The following is a 23706-nucleotide window of genomic DNA, read 5'->3' on the forward strand; positions in this document are numbered from 1 at the left end:
CGCGTTAATGCTTCGACAAGAGCGCCAGGCTGGAGAATTCGACACAACCGGATTGGGCCGGCGGGATCATAAACACGCCGGCTGCGTTCATCGACGGGGGCTGCTTGTGACAAGCCACTGATCCGCGACGGGATGCATCCATGTTCGTCCAGCCAATCGACTATTTCCTTGCCGTCTGGTTCGCTCTTGCCGCCGCCTCGACGCTTTATGTCGGCTTCGATCAATACCGCAACAATCCCGAACCGGTGGTGATGAAATGGGGCTTCATCCTGGTGACCCTCTATATGGGTCCATTGGGGCTGCTGCTTTATGTGCTTGCAGACAAGGAGCCACGTCCAGGCGAGCATGAAGACTTCACCAGGCCGCTGTGGAAACAGGGGGTCGGCTCGACCATCCACTGCGTTGCCGGCGATGCGACCGGCATCATTCTCGCCGCAGTCATCACGGCAACGCTTGGCCTGCCGATGTGGCTCGACCTCATCGTCGAATATCTGGCGGGCTTTGCCTTCGGCCTGTTCATCTTCCAATCGCTGTTCATGAAATCGATGATGGGCGGCACCTACTGGGAGAACGTGCGCAAGAGCTTCCTGCCCGAGTTCATCTCGATGAATTTCATGATGGCCGGCATGGCGCCCGTCATGAGCTTTCTGATGATGGGGCGCGACATGCGCGCCATGGAGCCGACCGAGCTTTTGTTCTGGGGCGTGATGTCGATCGGCGTCATCGCCGGCTTCACGCTCGCCTATCCGGCCAATGTCTGGCTGGTCGCGCGCGGGCTGAAGCACGGATTGATGACGCAGCGCCCGCAGGCGAACGAAACGAGCAGTGGAGAGCCGACCGCCCACCAACAGCACGCTACGCATCACCCCAACGCCGGCGACGATCGACGAAGCCGCAACACCTCCCACAAGTCCAAACGCAGCGGCCATCAGATGGAGACGGACGCTACGACGCCGCAGATTGCGGCCCTCGGTATTGTGTCGGTGTTGGCGTTGGCGATCGGCATGGCCGCGCCGGCGAACTGGCTGAACCTGACGCTTTCGGCGCGTGACGTCGGCGGCGCGATCATGCCGCAAGGCATGATCATGGGTCGCGACACGCCGGCGGAATCCATGCGTGACATGGCTGCAACCGATCCGCGTCGCGTTACCTCGTCCTACGGTCTTGCCGCCAAGGGCGACCAGGAACTGCCATTCCGTCTAGAGCACGGCGTCAAGGTGTTCGAGCTCAGACCATCGGTGGTCCGCTGGCAGATCCTGCCCAACGTCGCGGTCGACGCCTATGCCTACAATGGCCAGATTCCCGGTCCGCGCATCCACATTCGCCAGGGCGATAAGGTTCGCATCGACGTCACCAACGACCTGCCTGAGGAAACCACGGTGCATTGGCACGGCATGATCCTGCCGAACCAGATGGATGGGCCTGCCGAGATCACCCAGCCGCCGATCGAGCCTGGACAATCCTATTCCTATGCGTTCACCGCGACCCAGCACGGGACCTATTTCTATCATCCGCATGCCAAGCCGGACCGCACCCAGGCGCTGGGGCTTTATGGGGCGCTGATTATCGATCCCGCCAATCCTGCCGACGAGGTTCCGGCTGACCACGACTATGTCATCGAACTTCAGGAATGGCTGGTGCGCGATGGGCTGACTTATCCGTCGATGCCCATGGAAGGCGGCATGCCGAACTTCTTCACCATCAACGGCAAAGCCTATCCCGCAACCGACACCATTCCTATGAAGGTGGGCGAGACGCTGAAGGTGCGTTTCATCGGCACCAACAACGGCTTCGTCCATCCAATGCATATCCATGGCGGACCCTTCGAGGTCGTCGCCCGTGACGGTGAGACGCTTTCTCCCTCGGCACGCTTCCTAGCTGATACCATCAATGTCGGACCGGGACAGCGCTATGACGTCGTGTGGAAGGCGCTGCGTCCCGGCAAGTGGCTGATTCACTGCCACATCCCGCATCACACGACGAACAACAATGTCGAGGAGAAGGGCGGCGGCGGGCTGATGGTGGTCATCGAGGTCGGCTAGATCTGCCAACCCCTTGCGAATTTGCCGATGTCATCTGGAGGCCGCGTCGTTGCGCGCTACTTCTTGATAATGGTTCCGTTGCGCAAGTCGAATGCCTCGGTACCGCGAGCCTGGCGGTAGAAATCGTCCTGCAATTCGCCCCACTCGCCGAGAAAGGCGCCGCAATTGCTGCAATGGATTGGCGTCGATTCCTTGGCGTTGTCGGGAATGTCCATTTGGATAGTCCCACAAGCCTTGCAATCGAGTTTGTCGTCCAGCCGTCGTCCCATTTCCCAATGATTGCGCATTTTCGGCCATGAGCCAATTGTCGATTTCGTACCAAATCGCTTCAACCACCGGTGAGTCCTCCAGCCATGGCTCATCGGTCAATCGCGAGAGTCAAAAAGGACGGCCAGCCCCAGTTCCCGTGCCAGCTCGACGATCGTCTCCATCAACTCATCGTCTGTATCCTGCAAATAAGGTGCGTTCCTGCGAGCGGCCTCTATCGCCGCTTTGACCGAAACGATGTCGCCGTATCGCGCACTTCGAAGCTCCTCTGCCAGAAATGCCTTGGCGGTACCGACAGGTCTTATTGCCCATCTGGCGATGCTCATGCGGCTCCCTCCCATGGTCACCTCTGTTTCATTTTGATCCTGTCCAAGGTGCAGATCAATCGATGGTACGATTCCGTACGCAACCGCTCAGCCGTTTGGGAGACAGCCATATGACGTCGTCTTGGCCATGGTTCGTTCGGCGTCTCCCAGGGTGGGTGGACGCGAAATTGCCCAGTGTGACCAGCCCCGCGGGAACCATCGCTCAGCATGGGGGTTTCTTCAAAATCTCCCTCGAAGGATGCAAGGAGCGACCATGCGCATGTTGACGATAGCTGTCGCACTTTCCGGGGCGGTCATCATTCAGCCCGTCTACGCCCAAACTGTTGGACCGCAGCTTCCCCAGGTGACGCCACCGCAGGGCGAAGTGCAACCGGAGCAGGCGCTGCCAGATCCAGGCTCTGCTGATTTGAATTTCACCGGCGTTGCCATTGTCGCCGTCGAGGATCTGCCTGACGAAATCAAGGCGCAGGCGGATGCCGTGATCAATCAGACCAGCGCCGAAGATTTGCTACGCCTGCAAAACTCAGTCGATGCTTCGCCTCAAGCGACATCGGCCTTGAGGGCGAATGGGCTCAATTCCTCGCAGGTTGTCGCTGCAAACATAGATGGCGATGGCACCCTGACGCTGATCATTCAGACGACGACTTGAGGCGCCGAACCATTCGCATCACGCCTTGCCCCGACAGTCGCGGAGAGCAGCAATGGTCGAAGCCGCCGTTCGCAACTTCACCATCAATTTCGGGCCCCAGCATCCCTCGGACGGCGAGATCGTCGAGCGTGCCGATCCGCATATTGGCTTACTGCATCGCGGCACCGAAAAACTCATAGAGCACAAGAACTATTTGCAAGCGCTGCCCTATTTCGACCGGCTCGACTATGTCGCGCCGATGAACCAGGAGCATGCGTTCTGCCTCGCTGCCGAAAGACTGCTCGAAATCACTGTTCCAAAGCGTGGACAACTCGTCCGTGTTCTCTTTTGCGAAATCGGCCGGCTTCTGTCGCATCTCCTCAACGTCACGACGCAGGCCATGGATATCGGCGCGCTGACGCCGCCGCTTTGGGGATTTGCGGAGCGGGAGAAGCTGATGGTTTTTTACGAGCGCGCCTCCGGCGCCCGCATGCATGCGAATTATTTCAGGATCGGCGGCGTGCACCAGGATATACCTCCGAAGCTTCTCGACGACATCTGGGCTTTCTGCGATCCGTTCCTCAAAGTCTGTGACAACCTTGACGAATTGCTCACCGGCAGCCGTATCTTCAAGCAGCGCAATGTCGATGTGGGCGTGATCGGGCTGGAGGATGCCTGGGCCTGGGGATTTTCCGGCGTGATGGTGCGCGGATCGGGCGCCGCATGGGATTTGCGCAAGGCACAGCCATACGAATGTTACCCGGACATGGATTTCGACATTCCCGTCGGAAAGAACGGAGACTGCTATGACCGCTACCTGGTCCGCATGGAGGAGATGCGCCAATCGGTGCGGATCATGAAGCAATGCCTGGAAAAACTGCGGTCACCCGAAGGCCAGGGGCCGGTCGCGCTTCCAAACCAGAAGATCACGCCGCCGCGGCGCGCCACGATGAAACGCTCGATGGAGGCGACCATCCAGCATTTCAAACTTTATACCGAGGGGCATCGCGTGCCGGCCGGAGAAGTCTACGCCGCGGTTGAAGCGCCAAAGGGAGAATTCGGTGTTTATCTGGTTTCCGACGGGGGCAATGTCCCTTACCGGTGCAAGATACGCGCGCCATCCTTCGCCCATCTGCAGGCGATGGATTTCCTGTCTCGAGGGCACATGATCGCCGACGTTGCCGCCATCATCGGATCGCTCGACATCGTGTTTGGCGAGATTGATCGTTAGCCGTCCGAAGGTGTGCTTTGCCCCGCGATAAAGAAACTCCATCATCCTATGCGTGGATGGGAGGCTCTTCATTCTCGTCGGGATTGGGCAGCGGAGTCTCGTCCGGGAGCCTTTCCGGTTCGGGTTCCTCGATCGGCTCGGGCTTCCATGTTGGAGGCGGCACGGGCACATCGCGATTTGGGTCTGGCTGTCTTGGCTGTGGCATCGAACTATCTCCGTTCAGTCGGAACAACTCGTGCGCCGTGGCATGGTTCCTGGCAGAATCCAGCGAGATCGTTACGCCCTCGGGACACGAGTATGTTGGTCCGCCCAGGTGCCGGCGCAAAAGTTGCAGATCATTCGGAACCGGTCGGATTTTCGAGCCGTTGTCGTCGACAAGGATCAAGGAGAAGCGCGATGAAGGACAAGGAAGGAAATATCGACCATACATTGCCGCAGGTCGCCATCGACGATCAGCAGGTGCGACAACTGGCGGCCACGACCGATTTGCCGTCCAGGCAGGCTCGCGAACTGGTGCGCCGTCACGGCAACGATCCCCGGAAGCTGGAAGAGTTGGCGAAGTCGATCAACGCCACCAATTGAATCTAGGCCAACGGACACCACGGCGCATGCCGCTGGCGTCAGATTTCGAGCAAGGCGTAGGGGCGGCCGCTTGGCTTGGCCACATGCATGGCGACGTTGTAGACCTTGGCTCCGCCAGGTGTTTGACCTTCGTAAGAACCGCGATGTGCATGACCGTGCACGACAGCACTAACTTGGAATCGATCGATCGTCTCCGCCAGGCGTGAAGAGCCCAGAAATGGAAATATCTCCGGCGGTTCTCCCGCGACTGTGTCGGCAATTGGCGCGTAGTGGAGGATCACCAGTGTGCGCTTCGCCCGCACCTGGCGCATCGCATTTTCAAGTCGCATTGCCTCGTTCACGCTTTCCGCGACCATCGTCTTGATCGCCGGTTCACCGAATGAGCCGAGCATGCGTGACCCGAAGCCGCCTATGAATCCCTTCACGCCGACAAAACCCACCTCCTCGATTTCAACTGCCTGCCCGTCGAGGAGATGAACATGCGCCTGGCGCAGGATCTTCGTGACGTCTTCCACCGCACCAGACTCGTAGTCATGATTGCCGAGCACCGCCACGACCGGGATCGAGCAGTTGCGCAGATCCTCGGCCAGCATCTCCGCTTCACGAGGCTTGCCGAGATTGGTGAGATCGCCCGTGAGAACGAGAATGTCGGCTTCGCTCGATATCTCGCCGAAGAGGTCGCGATACGAGGTTTGCGCATCTTCCCGCACATGGAGATCCCCGACCGCGGCAACTTTGAGCGCGCGTGCGCCTTCCTTGGGCGCGCTGCTCTTGACGGGATCAGCCATCACGGAATTCTCCCACACCACCGACGCCGGCGAAGCCCCATTCCTTGACGTCGATTTCGTAATCGGTTTGCGAAAGCAGCCGCCCACGGCAGATCTTCATCCTTGGAGACGGCAACTGCCGTTGCTTGGCGAGGCGGTCGAGCAATTCATCGAGCAGCCACGCCGGGATATGATCGCGCTCGCTCGGATAGATCCACCTGAAATTGATAAGCTGCATCAACAGAACCTCCCAGTGAACCTCCAGATAAGAAAGCAGCCGGTGCCAATCGATCTGATCGCCCGCCTTGAGAATCGTATGAGCGATATCGGCGCCATCGTGTCGCCCTCTGTCCTGGATAAAGCATTTGGACCAGATGAGTTCGGTCGGGCCGATGATCCGCACCCTGCTGCCCAACAGCTCTGTTTGGCGGGCGTGTTCCAGCCACAGGTCGCCAACAGGCACCGTGCCGTTGGCCGAGCCGAATATGACGTCGAAGAAATGCGTGCCCTTGAACACCTTGCCGAGCCACCGGTCATCCTCGATTTCGACGGCATATCCAAGCTGCTTGAAATGGGCGAGGATCCGCGCGTAGTCGCCTGCCTTGCAGAAGATATCGAGGTCCTTGGTTTGGCGGGTGACACCCGTATAAGCGCTTACCGCGTAGGTCCCGGCGACCAGAAAGGGTATGTCGGTGGCGGTAAGCTCACGGATTGCTTCCGTGTAAAATACCTCCGCCTCGGCATTTTTGAGCGTCGGCGCCGCTTTTGCATCGATCTTGGGAAGCGAGACCAGAACGTTTTCAGGCAATGGACCATTGGTCATGAAACGATGACTCCGAATCCGGCAACCGGCAGTCGCCCGCTGTGGTAACAACGTGAACCTCGCCTGGTTCCGCTACCAGGCGACCAGCCAAGGTTCATTCTCGTCACGTACTGGAAATTTCGGGATCGCGCCTGCCGACGCAAGCCGCCCCAACGTCCTCGCCGGCAGCGTAATGTCGCCTCGAGATCGGCCCATGCCATCGCCAATGTCCATTGGCCCAAATTTGAAACACCAGGTGGGTGATCGATCTAGATTGTTTTAGAGTTTATTGGACTTACCCGATCGGCACAAAGCTGAAGCCGGGGCGCTTGACTTAACCGCACCCGATCGGCGTTCGCTAAGCATCATCAGGATCCATCAAGGCATGACCCCCTCGCCTCCCTTTCTCGGCTTTCCAGACCGTCTCGCAGATGGTCACATGCCCCGCGCGGTGATCTTCGGGGCCGGTCACGGCAGCACTTATCCCGGCAAGGACAGCCGCGGCCATGCCTTGGCGGCGGATGCGATCCGCGTTGCGAGCCAGGACGATGCCGCGTTCGTCGAGCACTGGGATTTCGATCTCGGCGGCCCGCTGTTCGACGGCAAGCCGGCCTCTTGCATCGACGCCGGCGATATCTTGACCACCATGCATGACAATGCCGGCAACAGGGTCAGGATCGAGGCAAAAACGCGCGAAATCCTGGCATTGCCGGCCGTGCCGATCCTGATCGGCGGCGACTGTTCCATGACCATTCCCTTCCTCGCCGGCTTTGCGGAGCACGGGCCGGTCTGGGTCCTGCAGATCGACGCCCATATCGACTGGCGCGACGAGGTGTATGGCGAACGCCACGGCTATTCGAGCCCGATGCGCAGGGCGAGCGAGATGCCGCATGTCGCAGGCATGGTGCAAGTCGGCCTGCGCAGCGTCGGCAGCGCACGCATCACCGAGATCGAAGCGGCACGGCGCTATGGCAGCCACTTCGTGACCGCCCGCGAGGTTCACGCTCAGGGCGTCGAAGCCGCGCTCCGGCATATTCCGGAAGGCGCGCGGGTTGTCGTCACCCTCGACTGCGACAGCCTCGATCCAAGCGTCATGCCGGGCGTGGCGGCGCGTACACCCGGCGGCCTAACCTACATGCAGGTGATCGACCTGATCGCCGGCCTCGGCAGACGGGCCCGGATCGCAGGATTCGACCTTGTCGAGTTCTATCCTCCGGCCGACATTGACCGCCTGTCAGCGCTGACCGCCGCGCGCCTTCTCGTCAATGTGGTCGGCACCGTCGTCCGGCAGGTTTGATATCAAAACCCTGCTTTTCGCCGCAGACCGGCCCAAAGGCGCGTGAGCGAGCTTGCGGTTGAAATGCCCTTTTCCACACCTGGGTACTCGATCCTGCCTTGTCCGGCCGGCTCGTCGCTCCAGACCAAGTTGAAAGCAATGCCCTTGAGCCCAAGCTCCCCGATCCGGCGTACGATCGTCTCCTGCAGATAGATATCGGATATTCGCACCCCATCGGCACGCTCGGGCAGCTTGAATATCTCGGTACCGCCGATTGCGTCCGCTCGAAGGACGAGGCTTTCGATCACCATTATGCCGCCATCGTCAAAGCGAACGATCTTTGAACGTTCCTCATCCAGCGCATCGATCACGGTGGTGACATTGAAGAGCGATATTGGCTCGTCAGCACGAAGCGGCAGGAATTCACCGTACGGTTCGAGGGTTGGCCGAAGCAACTTCAACGCCCTCGCCCGCAGGATGAACACATGCTCGCCAAGCCATGGAAAATCTGAATATTGCCGGAGCGTACCGTCCTCGTGTTCGCACAGGATCTCCATCCTGGGCGGATGCCATTGTGTCTGCTTCCGGCCGCAGAGCGTCGAAAACAGCTGGTAGTCGTCCGCTTGTCCAGGAAGGACCCATTCCTGTCCTTCGACCACACTCAGGACATAGATATTCATCCGATCCCCCGCACATCATTGCCTTGGTAGGCTCGGCCTGCTGCGCGGCTCTTCGCGCGCGTTCTCACCGCTGGTCCGCGACAGCCGTTTGCGGCACCGGCGGCAATTCGGGTGCATCCATCCCCTTGAAAGGGTCACGCCAGGCGCCGATGTCTTCAAGCCGACGGTACCAGCGGCTGACAGAGGAATAATCGTCGAGCGGCAATCTGGCGGCTTCGTTGAACGGCAGGAAGGTCGCCATTCGAAAATCGGCATAGGAAACCGAATTCCCGACCAGCCACTGCCGCTCGGCAAGCACGGCGTCGAGTATTGCCGCGGCCGTATGGAATTGGTTTAGGCCCTCCTCCACCCGCTTCTGATCGATCGGGCCGATGCCGTACCGCTGTTTGGTCCCACGTTCGAAATGCACCATGTCGCAAGCGAATGCGAAGTGCTCCTTGCCCCAGCTCAGCCAGCGGATCATCTCGGGTTCGTCATCGCCGGTGCGCCAGAAATCCGAATGCGCATCGCGCGAGAGCCGGCAGGCTATGGCGTCTGCCTCCCAGAGGCTTTTTCCCTCTTCTTCCGCGAGGATGGGCAGCGAGAGATTGGGATTTAACCGGCGAAATTTCTCCGCTTGCCCCGGAGCGAATGGCGAGGCAAATTCAAATTCGACTTTCGCGTCGAGGTAGCGTGCCACCGCGAGCGCGAGCCGAGGGTTCGGATTGCGGCTGAAATACAGCTTCATTGGGCACCGACGGTCTGAGCGACCACGCCATAGTCGATCATGGGCGGTCTCTATGCAGCTTCGAAGCCAGCTCGAGCGTCCATGTATCCTGACGGACTGGGCTCGCTTTTCATCATCGTTTTTCGCCAAGCTTCCTGCTCGGCATTTATCAGAGCCAATTCCCAAACACAGGCAACAACAGGTCTCTTTACCGTATCCATCGGTTCGGCGGCGGAATACAGCTTCCGATAGATATGCTGACAAAGCACCGAACCTTGTATCCACCAGTGAACCGAGATGGAAACACCCAGCTCGCCAGGATGAATAATCACAAAGCCCATGCCATTGTCGTCACCCTCGTCCACCACACGCGGCAGAACCTCCTGTCGCACGAATGACTGTGCCAGGGTCACCATGGGTCCGTCGACCTTCTTGTTGTCTGCGACGAGGCCATAGACTTTGAGCTTGAGACCGCCAATGTCCCATTGGCCCAAATTCAAAACACCACGTGGATGGTAGATCTCGATTGTTTCAGAATTCACTGGGCTCACTCCAATTCAGCCATTCGCGCACGACGCTGCAGCAGACGTACCTGATAGCTCAGAACACGCTTCGCGGCAGGCTCGATCAACATCACGCTAGGCTTATCGATAAACTCACCATCGAAATCCACCGGGCTTGCAAGGCCATGCCAGGGTTCGATGCAAAGAAATGGCGCGCCGCCGGGTTTGGACCAGATACCCAATTCCTGGAATCCCTGCCACAACATCTCGATCGCGGGACCGCTCTCGGCAGCGTAGCGCACGCTGGAACTGACGGGCCGATCCATGATCACCGCGTCCTCGCCGAAGAGCCTTTCGGAGAGTGCCAGCCTTTTGCCTTCCACAGGCGTCGGTTGTGGCGCTTTCAGCAGCAGGCCGTCCTTCAGGCGGCGGATCGGCGCTTGCTCGGCGGAGGCAAAGGTCAGCTGGTAATCCGTCTTGGCCAGATCCGGAAGCAAAGGCCAATTGAACGCCGGGTGCGCCCCGATCGATGCCGGCAGCGGCTCATCGCCGGTGTTGGTGATGTCGAAGGTCACATCAAGCTGATGGCGGTCCAGCGTGTAAGTCACTGCCAGGCGAAAGGCGAAGGGGTAGTGCGCGCGGGTATCGGCATCGTCGGTGAGCACCAACGTGCAGGATCGTGGTCCCCTCTGCGCCCAGGCGAACGGCTTGTCGCGCGCGAAGCCGTGCTGGGTCATCGGATAGGTCTGGCCGCGATGGCGCAGTTGGTCGCCCTTCAGCCGGCCGACGATTGGAAACAGCACCGGCGAGTGACGCCGCCATTCCGGACCGGCCTGCCACAGAAACTCTGTGCCGTCGGCATCGCGTAGGGAGACAAGTTCGGCGCCCTGCCCGACAACAGTCGCCGAGATGCCGTCACCGTGAAGCGTCAGGCTGTCCTGTTCCATGCGTCCTCGCGGCTATCTGGCGTGGCCGGCAGGCTAGCAAAAGGGGACGTGCGAACTCAAGAGCGGCAGATTTACATCGCGTCTCAGTCAGCCGCGATGAACGATCCACCGCACATGGCAAATGCTGCCTCAAATAAAAAACCGTGGCCGGAGGTTTCCCTCCGGCCACGATAAGTTGCGAAATGTTGCCTGCTACGGTCCGGATTACTCGCGTTCGCCGGTGAAGTTCAGCAGCAGCTGGAAGATGTTGATGAAGTTCAGATAGAGCGAGAAGGCGCCGAAGACGGCAAGTTTCTGGCGCGATTCCGCGTCGAAATTCTCGGCATACTGTTCTTTGATCGTCTGCGTATCCCAGGCGGTCAGGCCGATGAACACGGCGATGCCGATCACCGAGATGGCGAACTGCAGCGCGGTCGAGCCGAGGAAGATGTTGACGATGCTGGCGATCACCACGCCGATCAGGCCCATGATCAGGAACGACGAGAACTGGGTCAGGTCGCGCTTTGTCGTGTAGCCGTAGAGACTGGTGGCGCCGAACATGGTGGCGGCGATGAAGAAGGTGCGCGCGATGCTGGTTCCGGTGAAGACCAGGAACACGGAGGCGAGCGACAGGCCCATGACCGCGCAGAAGGCCCAGAACATCGCCTGGGCACTCGCCGCCGACATGGTCTGCATTTTAAACGAGAACAGCAAGACGAAGGCGAGCGGTGCCAGCATCACCACCCATTTCAGCGGGCTGGAGAAGATCGGCACGTAGAGCGCCGGCGTCGATGAGATCATGAAGGCGACGAGGCCGGTGACCACCAGGCCGACGCCCATGTAGTTGTAGACGCGCAGCATATGCTGGCGCAGGCCCTCGTCGAAGATGGCTCCGGTTTGGGCGCCGGCGCCGACGCGATATCCCAGATTGGGGGTGTTCATTTGCGTTCTCCTTTGTGGATCGATCAGTAAAGCGTCTTGGCAAGCGTCTCGGCGGCGCGGTCGAGGTCGTGGACCTCGCTTCGTCCGACCACCGCATAGGCGACATCGCCGATCTGGAAATAGGCCGACGAAATGTCGCCCGAGGGCGCTATCGTCGGCTTGACGACGTCGAAGGTTCCGGGCCGGATCGCAAACAGCGACACCAGCCCCATGTCTTTCGTCTCGACCGCCATCTCGACGCTCGGCCCAAAGCGCGACGGATAGATCTGCACGTCGCGCACCCTCCAATCCGTCGGCAGCGACGGCATGACGATGGCAGTGGCGGCGCGGATTTCGCCGGCGTTGTAATTGGGCGTTTCCGCCTGCGATGGCATGCTCTCGCGCACCAGCGTCGTCCTGTGGGCCTGCACCGCCTCGTCGACATAGGCGGGCGGCTGCGGCGAGGCGACGACCTTGTTCACCGACATCGGCCCGATGATGCCGTTTGCCAGCCAGCCGGCGGCGACGAAGCCGGCGACCGCCGCCGCGCGTTGCAGCACGCCGAAGAGCCGGCCGCGGGCAAGCCCCCTCTCCAGCCGCCGCGCGGCATCGGCGGTCGCGGGGCGCGCCATGCCCTTGGAGCCGGCAAGCGCCACGCGCAGTTCATCGCGGGTCCTGAGATCCGACATCACGCGCGCCGCCGCCTCCGGGCGAGCGGACAAGAATGCTTCGACCTCGATGCGGCGGGTGACGTCGACCTGGTCGTCGACATAGGCGTCGAGGTCGATATCGGTCACGGGATCGACAGTTGCGGTCATGACGGGCCTCCAACGATCCTGAGGTGGTTTTTTGCCTTCGCCGGCTCCTCCATCTCGCGCAGTGCGGCGCGCGCCCTGCCGATGCGGGACATCAGCGTGCCGAGCGGCACGCCGCTGGCATCGGCGGCCTGTTGATAGGAGAGGCCTTCGATGGCGACGAGGTGCAGCGCTGAACGCTGTTCTTCCGGCAGGCTGAAAAAAGCCTCGCGCACCTGCGCCAGGCGCACCGAATGCTCCTGTGGTGCCGGCGTGCTGCCGTCGGCCAGGTATCCAGCCTGTTCGACGCGCGACGCTTCGGACTTGCGGGACCGCATCTTGTCGATGAAGGTGTTGTGGACGATCGACAGCAGCCACGCGCGCAGGTTTCCGCCGGAGCGGAACGTGCTGCGCCGCTCATAAGCGCGCACCAGCGCGTCATGGACAAGATCCTCGGCGTCGGTGCTGTCGCGCGTCAGCGAGCGCGCATAGCGACGCAGCGAACCGAGCTGTCCTATGATGTCAAAGCGTGGCACCGGCGGTTTCATGTCCTGTTTACGGAGCATGTAGGGATTTTAATCCCTGCCCTGCCAATTTTTTCCCTTTGAGGACATCGTTCGAATGTAACGATTGTTGCCGGCATCAATTTTATCATTGGTATCGGCACAATGTGCGATGCCCGGTAGATCGTGCCTACTTCACACGCCTCTTCTCCAGCTTCCTCGCCAGCGTCCGGCGGTGCATGCCCAACCGTCGTGCTGTCTCGGAAATGTTGAAGTCGGCCTCCACCAGCATTTCGTGGATGCGCTCCCATTCGAGGTTCTTTATCGAGGTTGGTCGCTCGGCGAGCGGCACCGAAGCATTGCCTTCGACCTGGCCGAAAGCCGCTTCAATGTCGTCTGTATTGGCGGGTTTGGCGAGATACTGGCAGGCGCCGAGCTTGATCGCCTCGACAGCGGTGGCGATGCTTGCAAAGCCGGTCAACACGACGATCCGCATTTCAGGATCGTGCTCGTGCAGCGCCCTGACGCATTCCAGGCCCGAGCCGCTGGCGAGCTTGAGATCGACGACGGCATATTGGAAGGCAACGGTGCCGATCAGCGCATGCACGCCGTCGACGCTCCGGCAGCTATGCGTTTCGTAGTCACGCCGTTCGAAAGACCGGCGCAGTGCGTTGGCAAAGGCGATGTCGTCCTCGACGATCAACAGCGTGCGTTTAGTCGGCATTGTGCCCTCGCGGAGACAGAGCAGCCAGCGGCAGATGCAACGTAACCGAAGCTCCCCCCTCGGTTCTATTTCTTACGGTGACGGTACCCCCCAGCTTGCGGATGACATTGACGACCAGAAACAGGCCGAGCCCGCTACCTGGCCGGTTCTTGGTCGACGTGTAGGGCTTGCCGAATTCTGCAAGCATGGCTTCTTCAAATCCCGGTCCCGCGTCGACAACTTCGACGATGAGATCGTCCGCGTGGCGGCTGACGATCAACCCGACCCATAGAGGCGACGCTTCAAGTGCGTTGTCCAGTACATTGAACATCACCTGTTTGAGCGCGGGATCGGAAACGATCTCCTGGTTGGCGCCGAAACGCTTGGTGTATTCGAAGCCTTGCGGCAGCCGTATCGATTTCCATTCGGCCACCAGCTCCGCCAGGAAGGCGTCGACGGAGGTGCGAACCGTGCCTTCGCCACGCAATTCGCCCGACGACATCAGGATTCCCGAAACGATCTTCTTGCAACGGTCCAACTGGCCCTGCATCTCCCGGATTTCCTGCGCCAGATCCGGATCGGCCTCGAGAGCCGGCATGCGCTGCCAGTCGTTGAGGATGACGGAAAGCGTGGCCAGCGGCGTGCCAAGCTCATGCGCGGCACCGGAGGCGAGCAGGCCCATCCTGACGATGTGAGCCTCCTCCGCCGACTGCTGGCGCAAATCCGCAAGATGGGCGTCGCGGGTGCGGATGTTGTTCTGGACCCTGGTGATGAACAGCACCAGAAGCGTTGCCGCCAGGACGAAACAGATGAACATGCCCTGGATGTGCAGGCTGAACAGCCCGGCACCGTGTGCAGCGGGCAGGCTGATCTCACGGTAGAAGGTGGTCAGCGCGATGAAGCACGTGCTTGCAATGAAGACAAGCGCCCAGACCGACCATGTCTCCAGCAGCACCGCGCCCAGGATGACCTGGAGCAAGTAAAGCGAAATGAAGGGATTGGACGCGCCGCCGCTCAGGTAAAGCTGGACCGTCAACGCGGTGACGTCGAGCAGCAGCCCAAGAAACAGCTCGGTGTTGGTGATCGCGTCCTGGCTGCTGTTCCGGCGCAGGCTGGCGACATTGAGAGCGATCAGCAGCAGGATCACCACCGCCATCGGCACCAGCGGCAGGCCGATGCCAAGCGCGTAGCGGACGAACAGGATCGTCACGATCTGACCACCGACCGCGATCCAGCGCAGTTGGATCAGAAGCAGGAAATTCTGTTTGTTGGTCTTGTCGTGCAGAGTCATTGGGCCGGGAGGTCCCCAGCCCTGGCCAAGCAGGTCACTCAAGCGGGCGTCCGATCCAGGCGCTGGTTGAGCCTCAGCGCAAGCAACGTGCATAGCGCTCCCGACAACAGATAGGCGCCTGACGAGATCAGCCCGAAATGGGCGGACAGGAACAGGGCGACAATGGGGGCAAAGCCGGCGCCGAACAGCCAGGCGAGGTCCGAGGTCAGCGCAGCACCTGTATAGCGGTAGGTCTTTGAAAAATTCGAGGCGAGTGCTCCTGAAGACTGGCCGAACGACAGGCCGAGCAGGACGAAGCCCAAGACCATGAAGACGGACTCTCCGACGAAGCCGCCATCGAGCAGCTGTGGCGCGAAACCGCTGAACACGGAGATGGCCACCGCCGAGCCTCCGAGCAAGGGCCAGCGTCCGACCCGGTCGGCGACGAAGCCCGAGATCGCGATTGCCGCCAGGCCGAAGAAGGCTCCGATCGTCTCGATGACCAGGAACCGTGCTGGTCCCTCGCGCGTGAACAGGAAGATCCAGGACAGAGGAAACACCGTCACCATGTGGAACAGGGCGAAGCTCGCCAGCGGCGCGAAGGCGCCGAGCACGACAGTGCGCCCTTCGGCGCGCAACGTCTCGCGGACGGAAGTCGGCTCCAGTTCCTGGCCTTCGAACAGTTTGGTGTATTCCGGCGTCACCACGATGCGCAGCCGTGCGAACAGGGCGACGACATTGATGGCGAAGGCGACGAAGAACGGGTAGCGCCAGCCCCAGCTGAAGAAGTCTTCGGCCGACAGGTTGCCGACGAAATATGCAAACAGGGCGCTGGCAACGATGAGCCCGAGTGGTGCGCCCAGCTGCGGGATCATCGCATACCAGCCGCGGCGCTTTTCGGGCGCATTCAACGCCAGCAGCGAGGCAAGTCCGTCCCATGTCCCGCCCAGCGCCAGTCCCTGACCGATCCGGAACATGGCCAGCAGCCAGGCCGAAGCCTGGCCGATCTGGTCGTAACCGGGCACGAAGGCGATCGACACAGTCGAGGTCCCCAGCAGGAACAGCGCGATGGTGAGCTTGGCGCTGCGGCCGTAGGCGCGGTCGAGCGCGGTGAAGATCGCCGTCCCGATCGGCCGCGCGATGAAGGCAAGCGCGAAGATGGCGAAGGAGTAGAGCGTGCCGGTCAACGGGTCGGCATAAGGAAATACGAGCTTCGGAAAAACGATGACGGAAGCGATCGCGTAGACGAAGAAGTCGAAGAATTCCGACGTCCTGCCGATGATGACGCCAACGGCGATTTCGCCGGGCTTCACCTCATGATGCCGCGCGTTGATCCGTCTTGCGTCGGCTTCGATCTTCGAAGTTGGGCTCACAGCACTCTCCGTTGCCCCGCCGCGGTCTCATACGATCGCTTGCCATGTGCGCGGGCCAGGTGCTTTGATGACGCCTGCCGCGTCATTGCGGCATTGGACAAATTGTCCAATGCCTTCATTGTCGCGGTACGGTTAGCACTGGGGGGAACAACCGACAGGTCATACATTGAGCCGTCTCCGTACCCTTTTCCTGCTGCCCCTGCTGGCATCGCTCGGCTCCTGCAGCATGGTCGTCATGAACCCTGCCGGCGACGTCGCCGCGCAGCAGCGCGACCTGCTGATGGTGTCCACGGCACTGATGCTGATCGTCATCATACCGGTCATGGCTCTCACCATATTCTTTGCCTGGCGATACCGCCAGTCCAACCGCGAGGCGCGCTACGAGCCGGATTGGGACCACTCGACCCACCTCGAACTCGTCATTTGGGCTGTGCCGCTTCTGATCATAATCTGCCTGGGCGCAGTGACCTGGATGGGCACCCATCTGCTCGACCCCTATCGCCCGATCGGACGTGTAGCGGCCGGCAAGCCGCTGCCGCCGGACGTGCGCCCGCTTGAGGTCGAGGTCGTCGCGCTCGACTGGAAATGGCTGTTCATCTATCCGCAGTACGGCGTCGCCATGGTCAACGAACTGGCTGCGCCGGTCGACCGGCCGATCAGCTTTCGCATCACCTCCGCATCGGTGATGAACTCCTTCTACATTCCAGCACTGGCCGGCCAGATCTATGCAATGCCGGGTATGGAAACCAGGCTGCACGCCGTCATAAACAAGTCCGGCGACTATGAAGGGTTCTCCGCCAACTACAGCGGCGCCGGCTTCTCGGGAATGCGCTTCGCGTTCCACGGCCTGGACGATGCCGGTTTCCAGGCATGGATCGCGAAGGCAAAGGACGGCGGCGGCAAGCTCGACCGAAACGGCTATCTGGAGCTCGAACAGCCCAGCGAGAACCAACCAGTGCGCCACTATGCGGCGGTGGATGCCGATCTCTACAAGGCGATCCTCAACATGTGCGTCGAGCCCGGCAAGATGTGCATGAGCGAGATGTCGCAGATCGATGCCAAGGGCGGTCTGGGAATGGCCGGCATCCGCAATACCCTGCCGCTGCTGTATGACAAGTTCGCCCGGCGCGGCACGATATTCGGTCCTGCCCCATCCTATGTCGCCAGCATATGCACGACCGAAGAAGCACTGGCGGCTTCTAAGGCCGATCAATCCGCCACGCCGGTGACCTCGACGCCGATCGTCGGCGCCGGTCTGCAACGGCCACTGCCCCTGTCGATCCGACTGCCGTCACCTTCCGCAACCGGCACGCTTCGGTCGCCCTTCAACTCCTGAGGCGCCACGCAAGACATGTTCGACAATCCTGCTCTTCTCAAGGCGATCTTCGGCCGGCTTACGCTCGAGTCGCTGCCGCTGCACGAGCCCATCGTGGTCGCGACCTTCATAGTCGTCGCGCTGGGCGGCGTGGCACTCGTCGGCGCACTGACCTATTTCAAGCTCTGGGGCTATCTGTGGCGCGAATGGTTCACCAGCGTCGACCACAAGCGCATCGGCGTGATGTACATGGTGCTCGGCATCGTCATGCTGCTGCGCGGCTTCAGCGACGCCATCATGATGCGGCTCCAGCAGGCGATGGCCTTCGGCGGTTCGGAAGGCTATCTCAATTCGCATCACTACGACCAGATCTTCACCGCGCACGGCGTGATCATGATCTTCTTCGTAGCGATGCCGCTGGTGACGGGCCTGATGAATTTCGTCGTCCCGCTGCAGATCGGCGCGCGCGACGTGTCGTTTCCATTCCTCAACAATTTCAGCTTCTGGATGACGGTCGGCGGCGCGGTCATCGTCATGATGTCGTTGTTTGTCGGCGAATTCGCGCGCACCGGCTGGCTCGCCTACCCGCCGCTGTCGGGCATCGGCTACAGTCCCGATGTCGGCGTCGATTACTATATCTGGGCGCTGCAGGTGGCGGGTGTCGGCACGCTGCTGTCGGGCGTGAACCTGGTCTGCACCATCGTCAAGATGCGCGCGCCTGGCATGACCATGATGAGAATGCCGATCTTCACCTGGACCGCGCTTTGCACCAATGTGCTCATCGTCGCCGCCTTCCCGGTGCTGACGGCGGTGCTGGCCCTGCTGGCTCTCGACCGCTATGTCGGCACCAACTTCTTCACGAACGACTTCGGCGGCAATCCGATGATGTACGTGAACCTGATCTGGATCTGGGGCCACCCCGAGGTCTACATCCTGATCCTGCCGGCCTTCGGCATATTTTCGGAAGTGACCTCGGCCTTCTGCGGCAAGCGGCTCTTCGGCTACACGTCGATGGTCTACGCGACAGTCGTCATCACCATCCTGTCCTACCTGGTCTGGCTGCATCACTTCTTCACCATGGGATCGGGAGCGAGCGTCAACTCGTTCTTCGGCATCACAACGATGATCATTTCGATCCCGACAGGCGCCAAGATATTCAACTGGCTGTTCACCATGTATCGCGGCCGCATCCGCTTCGAACTGCCAATGATGTGGACCGTCGCCTTCATGCTGACCTTCACTGTCGGCGGCATGACCGGCGTGCTGCTCGCGGTACCGCCGGCCGACTTCGTGCTCCACAACAGCCTGTTCCTGGTCGCGCATTTCCACAACGTCATCATCGGCGGCGTGCTGTTCGGCCTGTTTGCCGGCATCAGCTACTGGTTCCCCAAGGCATTCGGCTTCCGGCTCGATCCGTTCTGGGGAAAGATGTCGTTCTGGTTCTGGGTGGTCGGCTTCTGGTTCGCCTTCATGCCGCTCTACATCCTCGGCTTGATGGGCGTAACGCGCCGGCTGCGCACCTTTGAGGATCCCTCGCTGCAGATCTGGTTCATTATCGCCGCCTTCGGCGCCTTCCTGATCCTGCTTGGGATCCTGTCCTTCCTCATCCAGATCTTCGTCAGCGTGCGCCGGCGCGAGCAGCTTCGCGACGATACCGGCGATCCGTGGGACGGGCGCACCCTCGAATGGGCAACCTCGTCGCCGCCCCCGGCCTACAATTTCGCCTTCACGCCCGTCGTCCACGATCTCGACGCCTGGGCGGACATGAAGAATCGCGGCTACCAGCGTCCGTTGACGGGCTTCCGCGACATCCACATGCCGCGCAACACCGGAGCCGGCGTCGTCCTGGCCGGGTTGAGCGTGGTGCTTGCCATGGCGCTCATCTGGTACATCTGGTGGCTGGCGATCGTCAGCTTCGTCGCCCTGATCGGCTACGCCATCGCGCATACCTTCAACTACGACCGGGACTTCCACATTCCGTCCAGTGACGTCACCCGCGTCGAGGACGAGCGGACACGCCTGCTCGCAGCCACCAGCCAGGCGGGATAAGCACCATGGCACACGCCGACACGGTGATCGACGACACGGTCTTCCACCTGGAAGACGACCACGGCCATGCCGAGAGCGGCAGCAGCACCATGCTCGGCTTCTGGATCTACCTGATGAGCGACTGCCTCATCTTCGCGATGCTGTTCGCGGTCTACGGCGTGCTCGGTGGCAATTACGCGGCCGGACCCGCGCCGAAGGACCTGTTCGATCTTCCGCTGGTCGCGCTGAACACCACCATGCTGCTCCTGTCCTCCATCACTTACGGCTTCGCGATGCTGGAGATGGCGAAGGGACGGGTGAAACCCATGCAGGTGTGGCTGGTGATCACTGGCCTGTTCGGCCTCGCCTTTCTCAGCATCGAACTCTACGAATTCGCCCATTTCATCCACGAGGGGGCGACGCCGCAGCGCAGCGGCTTCCTGTCATCGTTCTTCACGCTGGTCGGAACGCACGGCCTGCACGTCACCTTCGGCCTGGTCTGGCTGGTGGTGCTGATGGTGCAGGTCTCCAGGCACGGGCTGATCGCCGCGAACCAGCGGCGCCTGATGTGCCTGAGCATGTTCTGGCACTTCCTTGACGTCATCTGGATCGGCGTCTTTACCTTCGTTTATCTGATGGGAATGTTGCGATGAGCGCCGGACACCACACAGACACCAGCGACCAGAGCCACGCGCATCACGGCGTCGATCACGGCTCGCTGCGCGGCTATCTGACAGGTTTCGGCCTGTCCGTCGTGCTGACCGCCATTCCCTTCTGGCTGGTCATGACCAACGCGCTCGGCAATCAGATGGCGTCGGCGATTGCCATCATGGCCTTCGCCGTCGTGCAAATCATCGTCCACATGGTGTTCTTTCTGCATATGAACACCAGGTCGGAGAGCGGCTGGACCATGATGGCCCTGATCTTCACCCTCATCCTGGTGGTGATCGCGCTGACGGGCTCGCTCTGGGTCATGTACCATCTGAACGTCAACATGATGCCCGGCCATGACATGAGTCAGATACCCTGAGAGAGGGACCTGGCTTTGGACGAACAGGCGCGGACGACACTGCATCCGAATACAGGCGGCGGCCAAAGGGTTACGCGTTCGAGATGGACGCTGTTGATGCTTTGCCTTTGCGGTGCCATCGGCGTCGCAGGGTTCTCGGCGCTCGGTATCTGGCAGCTGGAGCGCCGCGTCTGGAAGCTCGACCTGATCGAGCGTGTCGACCAGCGTCTCAAGGCAGTACCTGTGGCCGCCCCGGCGCCTTCGGCCTGGCCAGAGATCAACGCCAGGGATGACGAGTATCGCCAGCTTGCCGTCACGGGCCGGTTTCTCGGTGATCGCGAGACCCTGGTCCAGGCGGTCACCGATCGCGGCGGTGGTTTCTGGGTAATGGCGCCGTTCCGAGCGGATGATGGCTTCACGATTCTGGTGAACAGGGGCTTCGTGCCGACGGACAAGCGCGATCCGGCAACCCGCCTCGCAGGCAAGCCCTCGGGCGATCACACCGGAATTAGCGGCCTGCTGCGCCTGACCGAACCGAAGGGCGGCTTCCTGCGCAACAACGATCCGGCCGCCAACCGCTGGTATTCGCGCGATGTGCAGGCAATCGCCACGACGCAAGGCCTCGGGCAGGTCGCTCCTTATTTCATCGATGCCGATGCCGCGCCCAATCCGGGAGGGTGGCCGGTCGGCGGCCTGACGGTCGTTTCGTTCCACAACAACCATCTGGCCTATGCCCTGACATGGTTCGGGCTGGCCTTGATGGTGCTGGGCGCGGTCGTCTATCTGTTGCGGCAGACTGGGAAACACGGCGGGGGCTGACCGCTGGCCGAGGCAAAGCTGAAAGGAGCAGGCAGGGCAGGCTTCCCGGCACCCCGTCTCAGGCTGGAGCACCTAGCTAAAACCGCTGGCGAAACGCGACCGATTTGCGTATCACTCCGCCGCCATTGGAGCCCTAGCGATGTTTGAAGCCCTGCAGCCCGCCCCCGCCGACAAGATCCTCGCCCTGATCGGCCTTTATCGAGCCGATCCGCGTCCAGACAAGGTCGATCTCGGTGTCGGCGTCTACAAGGATCGCGACGGCAAGACGCCGGTCATGCGCGCCGTGCGCGAAGCGGAAAAGCGCCTGCTGCAGGGTCAGGACACCAAGACCTATCTCGGCCTTGCCGGCGATACTGGCTTCAACACGGTAATGGCCAAGCTCGCCTTCGGTTCGGGCGCCGACATGACGCGCATCCGTGCCGCGCAAGCGCCCGGCGGCTCCGGCGCACTGCGGCTGGTGGCGGAACTGCTGAAGCGGACACGCTCGGATGCAACCATCTGGCTGTCGGACCCGACCTGGCCGAACCACATGCCGGTAATGCGCGCCGCCGGCCTGCAGATCCGTGAATATCCCTATTTCGATGCCGCCTCGGGCGCCGTTCGCTTCGACGACATGCTGGCAGCCCTGCGGACCGCAAAGAGCGGCGACGTCGTGCTGCTGCATGGCTGCTGCCACAACCCGACCGGCGCCAATCTGGATGCGGGCCAGTGGGCTGCCGTTTCCGATCTGGTCGTCGAGCGCGAGCTGCTGCCGTTTGTCGACATCGCCTATCAGGGCTTTGGCGATGGCCTCGAGGCCGATGCCCTCGGCTTGCGCCTGTTGGCGGCAAAAGTTCCGGAAATGGTCGTCGCCTCGAGCTGCTCGAAGAATTTTGCTGTCTACCGCGACCGCGTCGGCGCGGCGATGATCCTGGCCAGGGACGGCGCACAGGCGGATGTGGCGATGAGCCAGATGCTGTCGGCGGCGCGCGCCATGTATTCGATGCCGCCGGACCATGGTGCGGCGGCCGTGCGCATGGTGCTCGAAGATGCCGCCTTGCGCGCCGACTGGGAAGCCGAGCTCGAAGAGATGCGCCTGCGCATGCTCAGGCTACGCGTGCAGTTCGCCGAGGCGCTGCGCCGGCAGTCGAATTCCGACCGTTTCGATTTCGTCGCCAGCCATCGCGGCATGTTCTCCCGCCTTGGGCTCACGGAAGCGCAGGTCGAGCGACTGCGTGCCGAGCACGGCGTCTACATGGTCGGCGACAGCCGCATCAATGTCGCCGGCCTGCCCGAGGACGGCATGGACGAACTCGCCAAGGCGATCGTTTCGGTTCTTGATTGACGCGGCTTGTCTGTGGACAAGGCACTCTCGCCGGCTGACAGCGTTGGCCGCGCGGCCGGCCGCGCGATAGCATCAGCCCTATGACACCATCGAAAGACATTTCGCGCCTGATCGAGATCATGGCGGCGCTACGGGCGCCGAAGACCGGCTGCCCCTGGGATATCGAACAGGATTTCTCGACCATCGCGCCCTATACGATCGAGGAAGCCTATGAGGTGGCGGATGCCATCGCGCGCGGCGATCTCGACGATCTGCGCGACGAACTCGGCGACCTGCTGCTGCAGGTCGTCTATCATGCCCAGATGGCCGAGGAGGCCGGTGAATTCTCGTTCCCTGACGTGGTGCAAGCCATCACGACGAAGATGATCCGTCGCCACCCACATGTCTTCGGCGACGAAAAAGCCCGTAGCGCCGGCATGGCCAAGGGCATGTGGGAAAAGATCAAGGCCGAAGAGAAGGCGGAGAAGCGAAGCGCCCGCCTCGCGCGTGGTCTCGACCCCGAAGACAACGGCAAGGGGTTTCTGGACAGCGTTCCGGTCGCCCTGCCGGCGCTGACCCGGGCGCTGAAACTACAGGAGAAGGCCGCCCGCGTCGGCTTCGACTGGAGCGAAGCGGCGCCCATCCTCGACAAGATCGAGGAAGAGATCGGCGAATTGCGCGAGGCCCTGGCCAAGGGCGACACCGCCTCGATCAAGGATGAGTTCGGCGACATGCTGTTTGCCGTCGTCAACCTCGGCCGTCACCTCAAGCTCGATTCCGAAGCAGCGCTAAGCGGCACCAACGAAAAATTCCGCTCGCGCTTCCACTATGTCGAACAGGCCCTGGAAAAATCCGGCAGCACGCTGGAAAAGGCTGATCTGGCCGAGATGGAAGCGCTCTGGCAGGAAGCAAAAAGCGCGAAATAACCCGTA

General features: G+C 61.3%; 26 protein-coding genes. 12 read left to right on the plus strand and 14 right to left on the minus strand.

What is annotated here, in order from left to right; translation table 11 throughout:
• Positions 1 to 140 precede the first annotated feature (140 nt).
• On the plus strand, positions 141 to 2042 hold the full coding sequence (locus AC0L3E_RS24505; protein ID WP_473605818.1) for a multicopper oxidase domain-containing protein: 1902 nt from the start codon (positions 141 to 143) through the stop codon (positions 2040 to 2042).
• Positions 2043 to 2098: 56 nt separating this feature from the next.
• On the opposite strand, the gene AC0L3E_RS24510 is transcribed toward AC0L3E_RS24505, so the two are convergent.
• The gene (locus AC0L3E_RS24510) at positions 2099 to 2257 is read right to left on the minus strand and encodes a hypothetical protein (protein ID WP_081738677.1); all 159 of its coding nucleotides are present in this window, start codon (positions 2255 to 2257) and stop codon (positions 2099 to 2101) included.
• 150 nt (positions 2258 to 2407) lie between these two features.
• Positions 2408 to 2635 (minus strand): hypothetical protein, encoded by a 228-nt coding sequence (locus AC0L3E_RS24515; protein ID WP_127329020.1) that lies wholly within the window; start codon positions 2633 to 2635, stop codon positions 2408 to 2410.
• A gap of 253 nt (positions 2636 to 2888) precedes the next feature.
• On the opposite strand from AC0L3E_RS24515, the gene AC0L3E_RS24520 reads away from it, so the two are divergent.
• The 3 genes from AC0L3E_RS24520 to AC0L3E_RS24530 all read left to right on the plus strand — a co-directional run bounded on the left by AC0L3E_RS24520 (position 2889) and on the right by AC0L3E_RS24530 (position 5076).
• The gene (locus AC0L3E_RS24520; protein ID WP_127322666.1) at positions 2889 to 3284 is read left to right on the plus strand and encodes a hypothetical protein; all 396 of its coding nucleotides are present in this window, start codon (positions 2889 to 2891) and stop codon (positions 3282 to 3284) included.
• A 52-nt stretch (positions 3285 to 3336) separates the two neighbouring features.
• Positions 3337 to 4494, plus strand: a complete 1158-nt coding sequence (locus AC0L3E_RS24525) for an NADH-quinone oxidoreductase subunit D (RefSeq protein ID WP_473605819.1) — start codon at positions 3337 to 3339, stop codon at positions 4492 to 4494.
• A 396-nt stretch (positions 4495 to 4890) separates the two neighbouring features.
• Positions 4891 to 5076, plus strand: a complete 186-nt coding sequence (locus AC0L3E_RS24530; protein ID WP_127271064.1) for a hypothetical protein — start codon at positions 4891 to 4893, stop codon at positions 5074 to 5076.
• 38 nt (positions 5077 to 5114) lie between these two features.
• Here the strand turns inward: AC0L3E_RS24530 and AC0L3E_RS24535 are convergent, their stop codons facing one another.
• Together AC0L3E_RS24535 and AC0L3E_RS24540 are read right to left on the minus strand one after the other, a co-directional pair.
• Entirely contained in the window at positions 5115 to 5864 is a 750-nt protein-coding gene (locus tag AC0L3E_RS24535; protein ID WP_127271062.1) for a metallophosphoesterase family protein, read from the minus strand.
• The gene (locus AC0L3E_RS24540; protein ID WP_023812007.1) at positions 5857 to 6666 is read right to left on the minus strand and encodes a nucleotidyltransferase family protein; all 810 of its coding nucleotides are present in this window, start codon (positions 6664 to 6666) and stop codon (positions 5857 to 5859) included. Before AC0L3E_RS24540 ends, AC0L3E_RS24535 begins: the two co-directional genes overlap by 8 nt.
• A gap of 364 nt (positions 6667 to 7030) precedes the next feature.
• Between AC0L3E_RS24540 and AC0L3E_RS24545 the strand changes: the two genes are divergently transcribed.
• Positions 7031 to 7942 carry an agmatinase gene (locus AC0L3E_RS24545; RefSeq protein WP_128364141.1) on the plus strand — a complete coding sequence of 304 codons (912 nt, stop codon included), beginning with the start codon at positions 7031 to 7033 and terminating at the stop codon, positions 7940 to 7942.
• Positions 7943 to 7944: 2 nt separating this feature from the next.
• On the opposite strand, the gene AC0L3E_RS24550 is transcribed toward AC0L3E_RS24545, so the two are convergent.
• The 10 genes from AC0L3E_RS24550 to AC0L3E_RS24595 form a co-directional block, all read right to left on the minus strand.
• Positions 7945 to 8601, minus strand: a complete 657-nt coding sequence (locus tag AC0L3E_RS24550) for an imm11 family protein (RefSeq protein ID WP_473605821.1) — start codon at positions 8599 to 8601, stop codon at positions 7945 to 7947.
• 64 nt (positions 8602 to 8665) lie between these two features.
• Complete coding sequence (locus AC0L3E_RS24555) at positions 8666 to 9328, minus strand: glutathione S-transferase family protein (RefSeq protein WP_127272303.1); 663 nt, start codon at positions 9326 to 9328, stop codon at positions 8666 to 8668.
• Positions 9329 to 9378: 50 nt separating this feature from the next.
• Positions 9379 to 9849 carry a hypothetical protein gene (locus tag AC0L3E_RS24560; RefSeq protein ID WP_127396593.1) on the minus strand — a complete coding sequence of 157 codons (471 nt, stop codon included), beginning with the start codon at positions 9847 to 9849 and terminating at the stop codon, positions 9379 to 9381.
• Between the two features lie 5 nt (positions 9850 to 9854).
• Positions 9855 to 10757 carry an aldose 1-epimerase family protein gene (locus AC0L3E_RS24565; RefSeq protein WP_127271128.1) on the minus strand — a complete coding sequence of 301 codons (903 nt, stop codon included), beginning with the start codon at positions 10755 to 10757 and terminating at the stop codon, positions 9855 to 9857.
• 204 nt (positions 10758 to 10961) lie between these two features.
• Positions 10962 to 11678: a Bax inhibitor-1/YccA family protein gene (locus AC0L3E_RS24570; protein WP_127271130.1), complete on the minus strand. Its 717-nt coding sequence runs from the start codon at positions 11676 to 11678 to the stop codon at positions 10962 to 10964.
• A gap of 23 nt (positions 11679 to 11701) precedes the next feature.
• Positions 11702 to 12475 carry an anti-sigma factor family protein gene (locus tag AC0L3E_RS24575; protein ID WP_473605822.1) on the minus strand — a complete coding sequence of 258 codons (774 nt, stop codon included), beginning with the start codon at positions 12473 to 12475 and terminating at the stop codon, positions 11702 to 11704.
• Positions 12472 to 13017, minus strand: coding sequence for a sigma-70 family RNA polymerase sigma factor (locus tag AC0L3E_RS24580; RefSeq protein WP_127321069.1), 546 nt, complete (start codon positions 13015 to 13017; stop codon positions 12472 to 12474). The genes AC0L3E_RS24575 and AC0L3E_RS24580 overlap by 4 nt, the downstream gene beginning before the upstream one ends.
• 127 nt (positions 13018 to 13144) lie before the next feature.
• A complete protein-coding gene (locus tag AC0L3E_RS24585; protein WP_023812014.1) occupies positions 13145 to 13678 on the minus strand; it encodes a response regulator transcription factor in 534 nt (177 codons plus the stop codon).
• Positions 13668 to 14948, minus strand: a complete 1281-nt coding sequence (locus AC0L3E_RS24590) for an ATP-binding protein (RefSeq protein WP_164898674.1) — start codon at positions 14946 to 14948, stop codon at positions 13668 to 13670. Before AC0L3E_RS24590 ends, AC0L3E_RS24585 begins: the two co-directional genes overlap by 11 nt.
• Before the next feature lie 38 nt (positions 14949 to 14986).
• Complete coding sequence (locus tag AC0L3E_RS24595; RefSeq protein WP_128308691.1) at positions 14987 to 16300, minus strand: MFS transporter; 1314 nt, start codon at positions 16298 to 16300, stop codon at positions 14987 to 14989.
• 166 nt (positions 16301 to 16466) lie between these two features.
• On the opposite strand from AC0L3E_RS24595, the gene cyoA reads away from it, so the two are divergent.
• The 7 genes from cyoA (at position 16467) to mazG (ending at position 23700) form a co-directional block, all read left to right on the plus strand.
• Positions 16467 to 17636: a ubiquinol oxidase subunit II gene (cyoA, locus tag AC0L3E_RS24600; protein ID WP_473605823.1), complete on the plus strand. Its 1170-nt coding sequence runs from the start codon at positions 16467 to 16469 to the stop codon at positions 17634 to 17636.
• 15 nt (positions 17637 to 17651) lie between these two features.
• Positions 17652 to 19664, plus strand: a complete 2013-nt coding sequence (cyoB, locus tag AC0L3E_RS24605; RefSeq protein ID WP_128309393.1) for a cytochrome o ubiquinol oxidase subunit I — start codon at positions 17652 to 17654, stop codon at positions 19662 to 19664.
• 5 nt (positions 19665 to 19669) lie between these two features.
• Complete coding sequence (gene cyoC / locus AC0L3E_RS24610) at positions 19670 to 20296, plus strand: cytochrome o ubiquinol oxidase subunit III (protein WP_127270912.1); 627 nt, start codon at positions 19670 to 19672, stop codon at positions 20294 to 20296.
• Positions 20293 to 20673 carry a cytochrome o ubiquinol oxidase subunit IV gene (cyoD, locus tag AC0L3E_RS24615; RefSeq protein ID WP_352583183.1) on the plus strand — a complete coding sequence of 127 codons (381 nt, stop codon included), beginning with the start codon at positions 20293 to 20295 and terminating at the stop codon, positions 20671 to 20673. Before cyoC ends, cyoD begins: the two co-directional genes overlap by 4 nt.
• A 96-nt stretch (positions 20674 to 20769) precedes the next feature.
• Complete coding sequence (locus AC0L3E_RS24620; RefSeq protein WP_128309395.1) at positions 20770 to 21471, plus strand: SURF1 family protein; 702 nt, start codon at positions 20770 to 20772, stop codon at positions 21469 to 21471.
• Between the two features lie 139 nt (positions 21472 to 21610).
• Positions 21611 to 22795, plus strand: coding sequence for an amino acid aminotransferase (locus AC0L3E_RS24625; protein WP_128309396.1), 1185 nt, complete (start codon positions 21611 to 21613; stop codon positions 22793 to 22795).
• Between the two features lie 80 nt (positions 22796 to 22875).
• Positions 22876 to 23700, plus strand: coding sequence for a nucleoside triphosphate pyrophosphohydrolase (gene mazG, locus AC0L3E_RS24630; protein WP_128309397.1), 825 nt, complete (start codon positions 22876 to 22878; stop codon positions 23698 to 23700).
• Positions 23701 to 23706: the final 6 nt, after the last annotated feature.

The organism is Mesorhizobium sp. WSM4822, from assembly GCF_055811155.1.

Bases quoted from the DNA above. Each gene is read 5' to 3' on its own strand.
- AC0L3E_RS24505 (WP_473605818.1), top strand. From the start codon at position 141: ATGTTCGTCCAGCCAATCGACTATTTCCTTGCCGTCTGGTTCGCTCTT.
- AC0L3E_RS24510 (WP_081738677.1), bottom strand. From the start codon at position 2,257: ATGGACATTCCCGACAACGCCAAGGAATCGACGCCAATCCATTGCAGC.
- AC0L3E_RS24515 (WP_127329020.1), bottom strand. From the start codon at position 2,635: ATGAGCATCGCCAGATGGGCAATAAGACCTGTCGGTACCGCCAAGGCA.
- AC0L3E_RS24520 (WP_127322666.1), top strand. From the start codon at position 2,889: ATGCGCATGTTGACGATAGCTGTCGCACTTTCCGGGGCGGTCATCATT.
- AC0L3E_RS24525 (WP_473605819.1), top strand. From the start codon at position 3,337: ATGGTCGAAGCCGCCGTTCGCAACTTCACCATCAATTTCGGGCCCCAG.
- AC0L3E_RS24530 (WP_127271064.1), top strand. From the start codon at position 4,891: ATGAAGGACAAGGAAGGAAATATCGACCATACATTGCCGCAGGTCGCC.
- AC0L3E_RS24535 (WP_127271062.1), bottom strand. From the start codon at position 5,864: ATGGCTGATCCCGTCAAGAGCAGCGCGCCCAAGGAAGGCGCACGCGCG.
- AC0L3E_RS24540 (WP_023812007.1), bottom strand. From the start codon at position 6,666: ATGACCAATGGTCCATTGCCTGAAAACGTTCTGGTCTCGCTTCCCAAG.
- AC0L3E_RS24545 (WP_128364141.1), top strand. From the start codon at position 7,031: ATGACCCCCTCGCCTCCCTTTCTCGGCTTTCCAGACCGTCTCGCAGAT.
- AC0L3E_RS24550 (WP_473605821.1), bottom strand. From the start codon at position 8,601: ATGAATATCTATGTCCTGAGTGTGGTCGAAGGACAGGAATGGGTCCTT.
- AC0L3E_RS24555 (WP_127272303.1), bottom strand. From the start codon at position 9,328: ATGAAGCTGTATTTCAGCCGCAATCCGAACCCTCGGCTCGCGCTCGCG.
- AC0L3E_RS24565 (WP_127271128.1), bottom strand. From the start codon at position 10,757: ATGGAACAGGACAGCCTGACGCTTCACGGTGACGGCATCTCGGCGACT.
- AC0L3E_RS24570 (WP_127271130.1), bottom strand. From the start codon at position 11,678: ATGAACACCCCCAATCTGGGATATCGCGTCGGCGCCGGCGCCCAAACC.
- AC0L3E_RS24575 (WP_473605822.1), bottom strand. From the start codon at position 12,475: ATGACCGCAACTGTCGATCCCGTGACCGATATCGACCTCGACGCCTAT.
- AC0L3E_RS24580 (WP_127321069.1), bottom strand. From the start codon at position 13,017: ATGCTCCGTAAACAGGACATGAAACCGCCGGTGCCACGCTTTGACATC.
- AC0L3E_RS24585 (WP_023812014.1), bottom strand. From the start codon at position 13,678: ATGCCGACTAAACGCACGCTGTTGATCGTCGAGGACGACATCGCCTTT.
- AC0L3E_RS24590 (WP_164898674.1), bottom strand. From the start codon at position 14,948: ATGACTCTGCACGACAAGACCAACAAACAGAATTTCCTGCTTCTGATC.
- cyoB (WP_128309393.1), top strand. From the start codon at position 17,652: ATGTTCGACAATCCTGCTCTTCTCAAGGCGATCTTCGGCCGGCTTACG.
- cyoC (WP_127270912.1), top strand. From the start codon at position 19,670: ATGGCACACGCCGACACGGTGATCGACGACACGGTCTTCCACCTGGAA.
- cyoD (WP_352583183.1), top strand. From the start codon at position 20,293: ATGAGCGCCGGACACCACACAGACACCAGCGACCAGAGCCACGCGCAT.
- AC0L3E_RS24620 (WP_128309395.1), top strand. From the start codon at position 20,770: ATGCTTTGCCTTTGCGGTGCCATCGGCGTCGCAGGGTTCTCGGCGCTC.
- AC0L3E_RS24625 (WP_128309396.1), top strand. From the start codon at position 21,611: ATGTTTGAAGCCCTGCAGCCCGCCCCCGCCGACAAGATCCTCGCCCTG.
- mazG (WP_128309397.1), top strand. From the start codon at position 22,876: ATGACACCATCGAAAGACATTTCGCGCCTGATCGAGATCATGGCGGCG.